The sequence below is a fragment of the Roseovarius pacificus genome, assembly GCF_900142665.1.
GTDB lineage: Bacteria > Pseudomonadota > Alphaproteobacteria > Rhodobacterales > Rhodobacteraceae > Roseovarius > Roseovarius pacificus.
Map to the genome: position 1 here is coordinate 22,609 of NZ_FRBR01000026.1, position 9,362 is coordinate 31,970.

Below are 9,362 nucleotides of genomic sequence, written 5' to 3' on the forward strand. Positions count from 1 at the left end.
TCCTCCCTTTCCGCCCCCATGCTCCGCTAATCGCGGCCCGAACGCGCGCCGGGGCAGAATGGCGCGCGGCGGTTTTAGGTCGACGCATCAATAGGAACGCGGCAGACCCAGAACGTGTTGACCCAGATAGGCCAGTATCAGGTTCGAAGAAATCGGCGCGATCCGGTAAAGTCGGGTCTCACGCCATTTGCGTTCCACGTTATATTCGCAGGCGTAGCCAAAGCCGCCGTGGGTCTGCAGGCATGCCTCGCCGGCGTGCCAACTGGCCTCTGACAACAGTAGCTTGGCCATATTGGCATCCTCACCGCAGGGTTGGCCCGCATCAAACAGCGCGCAGGCGCGGCGCAGCACCATGTCCGCGGCGCGCATCTCGGCATAGGCGCTGGCGATTGGAAACTGAACGCCTTGGTTGGCTCCGATGGGCTTGCCGAAGACCACGCGTTCGTTGGCATAGCGAGTTGCGGTCTCGATGAACCAGCGGGCATCGCCCAAGCATTCAGAGGCGACCAGCATGCGTTCGGCGTTCATTCCATCGAGAATGTATTTGAAGCCTTTTCCCTCTTCGCCGATGAGGCTGGAGGCAGGAATGCGCAGATTGTCGAAATAGATCTCAGTGGTGTTGTGGTTCACCATCGCCTTGATCGGCCGGATCTCCAACCCGTTGCCCCGTGCGGCGCGCATGTCGATCAGAAACACGGACAAACCGTCGGTCTTGCGTGCCACCTGATCGGCCGGCGTGGTGCGCGCCAGCAGCAGCATCAGGTCGGAATAAAGCGCCCGGCTGGTCCAGACCTTCTGGCCGTTGATCACGTAGTCGTCGCCGTCGCGCACTGCGCGGGTGCGCAGCTGGGTGGTATCCGAGCCGGTGGTAGGCTCGGTCACGCCAAAAGCCTGCAGACGCAGCTCGCCGCTGGCAATGGCGGGCAGACACTGCTGCTTCTGCGCCTCCGACCCGTGCCGCAGCAGGGTGCCCATTATATACATTTGCGCGTGGCAAGCACCAGCGTTGCAGCCCATGGCGTGAATCTCTTCCAGGATTGTCGAGGCCGCCCGCAGCGGCAGGCCTGAGCCGCCGTAGGCTTCGGGGATCAGCACGGCAAGAAAGCCGCTTGAGGTCAGCGCTTCGACGAATTCACTGGGATAGCTATCGTCCTCCTCCAGCTTCTGCCAATAGGCACCGTCGAAGGGCGCGCAGACCTTACGCACGGCGTCGCGGATTTCCGGGTAGTCCTCGCCGATTTCCATGGATACGGGCATCACGTCTGTCTGGGCCATTTTGTTTCGTTCCAATTTCATGTTCAGTTTTCGGCGCCCGCTGATGCGCCTATGTGGCTCCGCAGTTGGCTACGGAAGGCCTCGGGCGTAAGAGACTGCCCAGTGACACGTCGCCAAATGGCGAGACAATCGGCGATCTTCGCCGCGTATGCCTCGGGTGCAGCGGGGGCATCAGGCGCGCCTGGATAATGATGGACCTTGACTTCAGCTAAGGTCCGTCCGGCGCGGGTGATCCGGAGCCGCACGCTGCCATGAGCGATTCCAACCGGCATTTCGCCAACCAGCGGATCTTCGGCGGTCTCCACCTGCGCCATGATGCGGCGCAGCGCTGGGCGGTGCACCGCGGCATCCTCGAAATCCGACAGACCGACGCGGCCCTGCTCCAGCGCCGCGGCAACGCAATAGGCGGCGCAGAACTTGCCCTGCGCGCCGGTCTGCGGGTCTGTCACATGCAGCGCTCTCATGCCGCCATATGGTACTTGTATGGCGACGCGGGCATCGGTAGGCAGCCCGTCGGGCAGCGCGCTGCGGGCCTCCAGCGCGGCGGCTATCATTCGGTGGGTCAGGTAGCAGCAGGGAAACAGCTTGCGTGACACCGACAGCGTGTCGGGCGTGATGTCAATCCGGTCTGACACCGTGCCCGGGGCGGTGCGGCCATAAAGGTCGAAAAAGCCGCGCGGGCCGAAGATGTCGGGGCTGCCTCCGACCCCGGCCTCGGCAAGGAGGGAGGCGCGCAGCGCAGCGGCGGCGGCTTGGCCGGCCTGCACATGTTTCGCCTGGCTGCCGAAATTGCGCTGGAAGCCGCCGGCCTGAGCCGCGGCCAGCGCCAGCGCGCTGCGCGCTGCGGAGGCGTCGAGACCCAGCAGATGCGCCAGCGCTGCCGCCCCGGCCAGCGGACCGATGGTCGATGTCGCGTGCCAGCCGCGGTCGTAATGACCGAATCCGAGCGCCTGACCCAGCGCGATATTGGTGCCGAGGCCGATCGCATAGGCGTCGATCATGCGCGTGGCTAGTGCGGGGCGGGACTCGACCAGCGCCATCAGCGCGGGCACTAGCACCACGCTGGGATGGGTAACCGAGGTCAGGTGCACGTCGTCGAAATCAAGCGCGTGGCCGGCGATGCCATGTGCAAGCGCGGCATATTCCGCGCCCTGTACCCGACTGCCGTCGAAGAGCTGTGCGCCGGTGCCGGCAAAGACCCGACGCGCCGCGGCGGCCGAGGGCTCGGCCCAGCCGGCATAGGTGACCGCGAGCGTGTCCTCAAAGGCGGTCACCGCGGCGTCGCGTTCCGCCGCGTTCAGCGGACGGGGCATGGCGATATGGTCACAAAGACGCTGAATGAAATCCACTTCCCCCTCCCCGAAGAAACATCCGAACAAAGTCAACGCGACTGAGCGCATCGGAGCGATTTTGCTTGCGATCGCTAGATTTGTTCGGACAATACGGGAGATCCGAGTTTAATGTCAATGTGCTTTTTTAACTTGCCACGGCAATATCCGAACAATTATGATGCCGGGTATGAGTAAAAGCCTTCGCTCCAAGCAGCCATTATATCAGAAATTGCACGATCGTCTTGCCGCTGATTTGGCGGCCGGTGTTTATCCCGTGGGGGGGCGGTTCCCGACGGAGCACGAGCTTTGCGCCCGCTACAGCTTGGGTCGCCATACCGTGCGCGAGGCGCTGCGGCTTTTGCAGGAGGCCGGACTACTGTCGCGTCAGGCCGGGGCGGGAACCGTTGTCCTGGCTGGAGCGCCACCCGAGTCCTATAGCTATCGTATTGATTCCATAAATGACCTTACTGATTACGCTCGTGCTACCATCTTCGACAAGAAGCAGGAGGGGGTGGTTACTTTGCGCTCAAAGCTCGCTGAGACACTTGGCGCAGAGAAGGGCAGCCGCTGGTTGCGCCTCGCGGGTCCGCGCCACACTCAAGACAACGAACAGCCTGTGGCGTGGACCGAAATCTATATCGCCGAACCCTATGTCGACGTGCGCTACAATATCGGCGGAGTGTCTCGGGCGATTTATCAGAAATTATCCGAACAATTTAAATTCTCCATCGCACGGGTTGAACGCCGCATTGCCGCCGTCGCGATGCCGACCGACCTGGCGTCTGAACTATCCTGCGACTCGGGCTCTCCGTCGCTGATGGAGCGACGCCGCTACTGGTCGGACAAAGGTGATCTGTTTGAGATCACGCTGTCCTTCCATCCCGGCGACCGTTTTCACCAGACGATCCTGCTGGAGCGCGAAACCTAATAAAAGGAGGCCCCATGGCCCAGTACGAGACCCTGATCCGCGAAGATCTGGAGGGAGGCATTGCCGTAATCACCCTTAATCGCCCGGCCGTGGCTAACGCGCTGAACACACAGATGGGGCGCGACCTGTTGAATTTGTTCCGTAGCGTGCTGATGGACCCGGGCACTCTGCGTTGTCTGGTTCTGACCGGGGCGGGCAACAAGGCTTTTTGCGCTGGCGGGGATCTGCGCGAACGCTCGGGCATGTCAGATGCTGACTGGCAGCGCCAACATGTGATCTTCGAGCAGGCTTTCTACACGCTGATGGATTGCCCGGTGCCTGTGATCGCGGCGGTGAATGGGGCCGCCTATGGCGGTGGTACTGAAATGGCGCTGGCCTGCGATTTCGTTCACGCGACCGAGGGCGCGCGCTTTGCCCTGACCGAACCGAAGCTGGGAATTATCCCGGGCGGTGGCGGCACCCAGAACCTGCCGCGCGCGGTCGGACTGCGCCGCGCCAAGGAGTTGATTTTCTCCACTACGCCCTTCAGCGCGGCAGAGGCAGCGGAATGGGGAATGGTCAACCGGGTCTGGTCGTCCGAGGGGCTGATGCCGGGTGTGCTGGAATTGGCGCGACGGATCGCCGCCAACGGGCCAATCGCGGTGCGCCAGGCCAAGCGGGCCATGACCATGGGGGTCGAGACCGATCTGAAGACCGGGCTCGCCATCGAGATTGAGGCCTACAATCGCACCGTGCCCACCGCCGACCGGCGCGAGGGGGTTCTGGCCTTTAACGAAAAGCGCGCGCCGCGCTTCACTGGCGCCTAAGCATCTGTCAGAGAGGAAAGCCGATGACGGAACTGACTATCACCGAGGTGGGGATGCGCGACGGATTGCAGATGGAGTCCGTCTTCGTGCCCACGAACCAGAAGATTCAGATCGGCCTCGGCCTGATTGATGCTGGGCTGCAGCGGATTGAAGCGACTTCTTTTGTGTCTCCCAAGGCGGTGCCGCAACTGGCCGATGCGACCGAGGTAATAAGCGAGCTGCGTGGGCGGGGAGCGACGCTCGCCGCCCTAGTGCCCAATCCGCGTGGCGCCGAACGGGCGCTGGAGGCCGGGGTGGACGAGTTGGTGATGTTCATCTCCGCTTCCGAGACGCACAACCGCCACAACGTCAACCGCAGTGTCGCCGAGTCGCTGGAGAATATCGCCCCAATGGCGCAGGCGGTGGCCGACAGCAAGCGCAGCTTGCGCGCCGCGGTCTCGACCGCCTTCGGCTGCCCTTGGCAGGGCAATGTATCGGCCGAGGAGGTGGCGCGGGTGATTGAAGGCTTCGCCGCGCAGGGGGTGGGGGCGGTCACGTTGGGCGATACCACCGGCATGGCGACGCCGCCGATCGTGCGCCACCTTTGCGCCAAGCTGGCGGAATGGTTCCCCGAGGTGGAACTGACGCTGCATTTTCATAATACCCGCGGCATTGGTCTAGTTAACGTGATCGCCGGGCTCGAGGCTGGCATTACGCGCTATGAATCTGCACTGGGTGGGCTGGGCGGTTGTCCTTTTGCCAAGGGTGCGAGCGGTAATATCTGCACCGAAGATCTGGTCTATCTGGCCGCAGAAATGGGACTGGAGACTGGCTTAGACTTGCGTCGCCTGATTAACCTAGCAGAGCGGATGCAGGAGATCCTAGGTCATGAGTTGTCCGGTCAGGTTATGAAGGCAGGGCCGCGCCTTCCTGTAGCTTAGCAACTGTATTTCTCATGCATGATGTGCGGTCTTGTCTTTTGAGCGAATGATCTGCTTCCCTGCCTTCGCCTGAGATCAATCCGGGTGCATGCTTCGGTCCGTGGTCAGCGCGATGGCAGCCAACATGATGCACCGGATCATCTAAGCGGAAGTTGGCGCCGTCCTTCCACATTCGGTGCAAGATCACGGTAATGCGCCGCGCCAGCGCAACCATGGCGCGCTTGGCACCAAGACGGCGAGCAAGTTTCGCGGCCCAGGTTCGCAGCCAACTTGCCCGCCCGCGATGCATCATGGCTGTGACAGCCTTACAGAGCGCGCATTGATGACGGTTGCTGCAAGCGCGATTGCGGAGAGGAAGCCCTTCGTGCACCTGTCATATCGGGTTGTGACGCGCCGCCTGTCCTTGGGCCTGCCGAGCCAGTGACGTCACCGGTTCTACACCCGGACTGTTATCAAGCGCAAGCACACGGCGCCTCCCTTCACGATATCCAGAACCTTGCCGTGCAACTGGCAAAGCCCTCCCGCAATTTGCGTTTTGTATCGAGCAAAATCCTGATCATGCTTGCCAATTCCGGAAGACTCGCGACCAGGCCTAAAACTCGGTTTTCGAACCTTTCTCCCCCAACGGTTCCAACTTTCAGGCCAAAATTGCGCAGCAAGCCTCGGTGCTGCTGGCTTTCGAGGGTCTTCACATGCACGGGGCGGTACAGGTTGACCCGCATCACCTGTGCGATCCCCGCGCGTCATTGTGATCAGTCTTGTTCATCTGAGCCTTCAGAAATACCTTCGCGTGCCTGGTCTCGATGCAGGTCACCGGCAAGCCCGCCCGTGCCAGCCCTGCGACGAGCCACTGCGACACAGGCCCAGCCGCAAGTCCGATCCCCTCGGCGCGAACTCCGCTGGTGCTGCCTGCGAAGGCGAGGTCAGAGGGATGGCTCGGTACTTTCGTCTCTCAGCAGATTTGGCCGTCTTCGTCGACGACGCAAATCGCGGTCTCTTTAACCGATACGTCCAATCCGACGTAATGCTTCATGCTGTGTCTCCTTCCCTGATGTTTGTGGCTGGTTCTCCCAGATCAATTTTTGCCATCAACTCGAGGCGCAGCGTTTCTCTGAGACTGAAGCTAAAAGATGGGCGCAAGCCGAATACCCCATCTGACCCTACGCAAGCTGGGCAGTTCAAGGTCATGTTCGAGTAACCGCGGGAGGGCCTGCAGTGCGCTCCCCAACTCGGAAACCCAAATCTGAACGCCGCTACGGCATGGCATATTGCAGGGCTCTGCTTTCCCGGCTGTGCAGTCACTTTGCTTTCGTAAGGTACTGTCGCAGTCAGAATAGCTGTTGGTCAGCCGCCGCCTACCATTATTGTCTACTGATCCTGTTTGCCCTTCGCGTCGCGTTGACTGAATTTACCTTGGGCGCGCGAAATGCCATATGGCTGTGCCAGTCGACGCAGTCGGAAACACGCCAACGAGAGCCAGAGAAAGGGAAGCCTGGATGCCGGGCTTGAAAGGATAGAGAGAGCCTCATCCGGGTCCGGCGCGACAAGGAGCCTGACCATGGCCAAGACCACGACCCGAACCAAACCTACCGCCGCGAAGAAGACTGAAGCCTACGGAGCGGTTTCGCCTAACGGCGCCGCCAATATCCGCTTCTCTAATCGGGCGTTTAGGTCAAGTTCATTTCATCATTTCGTTTCCATCGTTTGGGATCACAGTCTCTCTCATCCGGGTCACGCTTCTCTTCGCAGTCATTGATGGCCCGGTTCGGTTGGACCGCTGCATGCATGTGTCGGATTGGACGTGGAGCGCCCCGCTTCGTCTCGCGCTTGTTCGTCGCAGCAGACATATTCGGCGTCATCCACGAGACCTCGTCCGGTGAGGGACGATCCCGTCATTTGGCTCTGGAAGGCTGTCAGATCATAGCTTGGCCTCCAAAGGTTCGTGACGGAACTCAGTGTTGTCGGCCCACATGCGATGCATGATGACTGCCAGCTTGCGGGCGACGGCGACGACAGCGCGGCGGCGGCCCTTACGGCGCATCAGCCGAAGACCCCAACTCTTGATCTCGGAGCTGGCCACCGAGCGCATCATCATCGCGTTCGCGGCGGCATAGAGTGTGGCGCGCACATCCCGGTCTCCGGCTTTGGATATACGGCCAGGATTGTCGGTTTTGCCGGACTGATATCTTCGAGGTGTCAGCCCGAAATGTGCAGCGACCGTGCGCGAACTGGTGAAACGTGACGGATCATCGTCGGTGGCGCGAAAGGTGAAGGCCGCGATCGGCTCCCATGCCAGGGATCGTCATGAAGCGCAGACAGATTGCGTCATGACTGGCGGCTTGCTTCACGCGCCTGTCCAACTCGCGATAGGTTTTGTAGAGCATCGCCCGCGCATCCAGCAGAGGCAAAAGTGCGCGGGACAAATCCGGATCGGCTTCGATGACAGGCCGGACCCGTTCGTCGAAAGACCCCTGATCGACACGGGACGGCAGGCGTAAATCAAAGATCCGGAACAGCCCTCGAACTTCATTGGCCAGATCAATGCACTTCTTCTGAACGGCCTTGCGGCTGCTGAGCAGTGCCCGGTAGGCATGTGCTTCACGGCTCTTGATGAACACCTTGCTGAACCAACCCGACCGCAGCACTTGCGCGATCCCTCGGGCATCAGTCTTGTCGGTCTTGTTGCGCATCGCCGAAAGCGCCGCATTTACCTGGCGAGCTTCCATGCACACCACGTCGAAGCCCGCGCACTGAAGCCCGAAATAGAGATGCTGACTCATCGCGACAGACTCGAAGCCGATCCGATACCGCCCTTGGGGAACATCGCGCAGACAGGCCGCAATGTCCTCTATCTCGCAATCAACCGAGCGCTCGAAGACGTGCTTGCCATCGGCATCAATCACGCACACAGCCACCGACCGCAGCGATACGTCCAAACCCACAAAGTAATCCATTTCGTTCTCCTAAGATTGCAGCATCTGTTGCAAGTCTATCGAGAACCCGACCCATCCATTAGGCCAGCCCGATTACTCATGCTTTGTCCTACTCGACCAGCTGGAACCCAGCGCGCTCAACGTCCGCAAGGTGGCCGCCAGTGCCAGCGACGACGCCGAGCTTCTTGCCAGCATCTGTGGGACCGGCATCAAGCAGAACCTAATCGTCCATGCGTTGTCAGAGATATGTTTTGCAGTCGGTGCTGGCGGCCGCCGCCTCAAGGCACTGAAACAGCTCGCCGCGGACGGTGATATTCCCGTAGACTACCTAGTGCCCTGCCTTGTCGAGGACGAGCGCAACGCCGTCCACACCTCCGCCACGGAAAATCTCCAGTGCGCTGCCATGCATCCGACTGACCAGTTCGAGGTCTTCGACCAGATGATCAACGAGTGGCGCAGCGAAGACGAGATTGCACTCAAGTTCGGCGTCTCGGTCGACTTGGTGCGCCGCCGGTTGAAACTCGCCCGTGTTGCGCCCGAGATCATCGAGCAATTCTGCGCGGGCGATCTGACCCTCGAATGCGTGATGGCCTTCACGCTGACCGACGATCATGATCGTCAGTTGGCGGTGTGGAACGCGGCGAAGGGCAGCTACCACATCCATCCGCAAAGCATCAAGCGTCAGCTGACCGAGACGCGCATTCGGCGAACTCGGGCCTTGGGCGCTTTGTAGGAATCGAGGCCTATGAGGCGGCGGGTGGTATTCTGCTTCGCGATCTCCTCGACGATCGTGCCAGCGCTCATATGGAGACCCCCGAGCTTCTCGAGCGCCTCGCCATCGAGAAGCTGCAGGCTGCAGCCAAACCCTTCGAGGCGGTGTGGAAATGGGTCGAGGTGCATCTCTCGGTGGACTACGGCGCGTTTCGTAGTTTCGGACGGGTCTATCCTCAAACTGTGAACCGGCGTGCAAAATTGACCCACTTGGGAGGGTTATGAGCGAGTAAAATTGACCCACCTGTTTTCGCTAACATCCGCGCAAAAGTGCGGAGGAAAGAGCAGGTGTTACTGATGGAATGAATCGTCCCGGTTTCACCGGAGACCTTTAGCTTCATTTCACGCGACCATATCGAGCACGTCGCGCTGTGCATAGAAGTTCTCTTCAGCCTCTG

Annotated in this window: 11 protein-coding genes and 2 pseudogenes; 6 read left to right on the forward strand and 7 right to left on the reverse strand. The window is 60.8% G+C overall.

Annotation, left to right across the window (positions count from 1 at the left end; genetic code table 11):
* Positions 1–87 precede the first annotated feature (87 nt).
* Both BUB53_RS21235 and BUB53_RS21240 read right to left on the reverse strand, forming a co-directional pair.
* Entirely contained in the window at positions 88–1,275 is a 1,188-nt protein-coding gene (locus tag BUB53_RS21235) for an acyl-CoA dehydrogenase family protein (RefSeq protein ID WP_073037999.1), read from the reverse strand.
* 23 nt (positions 1,276–1,298) lie between these two features.
* Positions 1,299–2,624, reverse strand: coding sequence for an MmgE/PrpD family protein (locus BUB53_RS21240; RefSeq protein ID WP_159437888.1), 1,326 nt, complete (start codon positions 2,622–2,624; stop codon positions 1,299–1,301).
* 169 nt (positions 2,625–2,793) lie between these two features.
* Here BUB53_RS21240 and BUB53_RS21245 point away from each other — a divergent pair, with 169 nt between their 5' ends.
* From BUB53_RS21245 to BUB53_RS21255, 3 genes are read left to right on the forward strand one after another with little or no spacing between them, the layout of a single operon-like run.
* Positions 2,794–3,534, forward strand: coding sequence for a GntR family transcriptional regulator (locus BUB53_RS21245; protein ID WP_159437889.1), 741 nt, complete (start codon positions 2,794–2,796; stop codon positions 3,532–3,534).
* Between the two features lie 14 nt (positions 3,535–3,548).
* Positions 3,549–4,340: an enoyl-CoA hydratase-related protein gene (locus tag BUB53_RS21250; protein WP_073037989.1), complete on the forward strand. Its 792-nt coding sequence runs from the start codon at positions 3,549–3,551 to the stop codon at positions 4,338–4,340.
* 23 nt (positions 4,341–4,363) lie between these two features.
* On the forward strand, positions 4,364–5,260 hold the full coding sequence (locus tag BUB53_RS21255; RefSeq protein WP_073037991.1) for a hydroxymethylglutaryl-CoA lyase: 897 nt from the start codon (positions 4,364–4,366) through the stop codon (positions 5,258–5,260).
* Between the two features lie 124 nt (positions 5,261–5,384).
* Here the strand turns inward: BUB53_RS21255 and BUB53_RS23560 are convergent.
* Positions 5,385–5,576, reverse strand: a pseudogene (locus BUB53_RS23560) (IS110 family transposase); the annotation flags it as partial.
* A gap of 163 nt (positions 5,577–5,739) precedes the next feature.
* Positions 5,740–5,982 (reverse strand): hypothetical protein, encoded by a 243-nt coding sequence (locus BUB53_RS21265; protein WP_073037993.1) that lies wholly within the window; start codon positions 5,980–5,982, stop codon positions 5,740–5,742.
* 836 nt (positions 5,983–6,818) lie between these two features.
* Between BUB53_RS21265 and BUB53_RS22630 the strand changes: the two genes are divergently transcribed.
* Positions 6,819–7,016, forward strand: coding sequence for a hypothetical protein (locus tag BUB53_RS22630; protein WP_143163307.1), 198 nt, complete (start codon positions 6,819–6,821; stop codon positions 7,014–7,016).
* A gap of 162 nt (positions 7,017–7,178) precedes the next feature.
* Here BUB53_RS22630 and BUB53_RS23290 read toward each other — a convergent pair whose 3' ends face one another.
* The 3 genes and pseudogenes from BUB53_RS23290 to BUB53_RS21275 form a co-directional block, all read right to left on the reverse strand.
* On the reverse strand, positions 7,179–7,388 hold the full coding sequence (locus tag BUB53_RS23290) for a hypothetical protein (RefSeq protein ID WP_229709623.1): 210 nt from the start codon (positions 7,386–7,388) through the stop codon (positions 7,179–7,181).
* A gap of 15 nt (positions 7,389–7,403) precedes the next feature.
* Positions 7,404–7,556: pseudogene (locus BUB53_RS23295) on the reverse strand (transposase); the annotation flags it as partial.
* Positions 7,507–8,214, reverse strand: coding sequence for an IS110 family transposase (locus BUB53_RS21275; protein WP_229709622.1), 708 nt, complete (start codon positions 8,212–8,214; stop codon positions 7,507–7,509). The gene BUB53_RS21275 and the pseudogene BUB53_RS23295, both read right to left, overlap by 50 nt.
* A gap of 130 nt (positions 8,215–8,344) precedes the next feature.
* On the opposite strand from BUB53_RS21275, the gene BUB53_RS23300 reads away from it, so the two are divergent.
* Positions 8,345–8,926, forward strand: coding sequence for a ParB/RepB/Spo0J family partition protein (locus BUB53_RS23300; RefSeq protein ID WP_229709621.1), 582 nt, complete (start codon positions 8,345–8,347; stop codon positions 8,924–8,926).
* A gap of 71 nt (positions 8,927–8,997) precedes the next feature.
* Positions 8,998–9,189 carry a hypothetical protein gene (locus tag BUB53_RS23565; RefSeq protein WP_229709620.1) on the forward strand — a complete coding sequence of 64 codons (192 nt, stop codon included), beginning with the start codon at positions 8,998–9,000 and terminating at the stop codon, positions 9,187–9,189.
* The last annotated feature ends 173 nt before the right edge of the window (positions 9,190–9,362 follow it).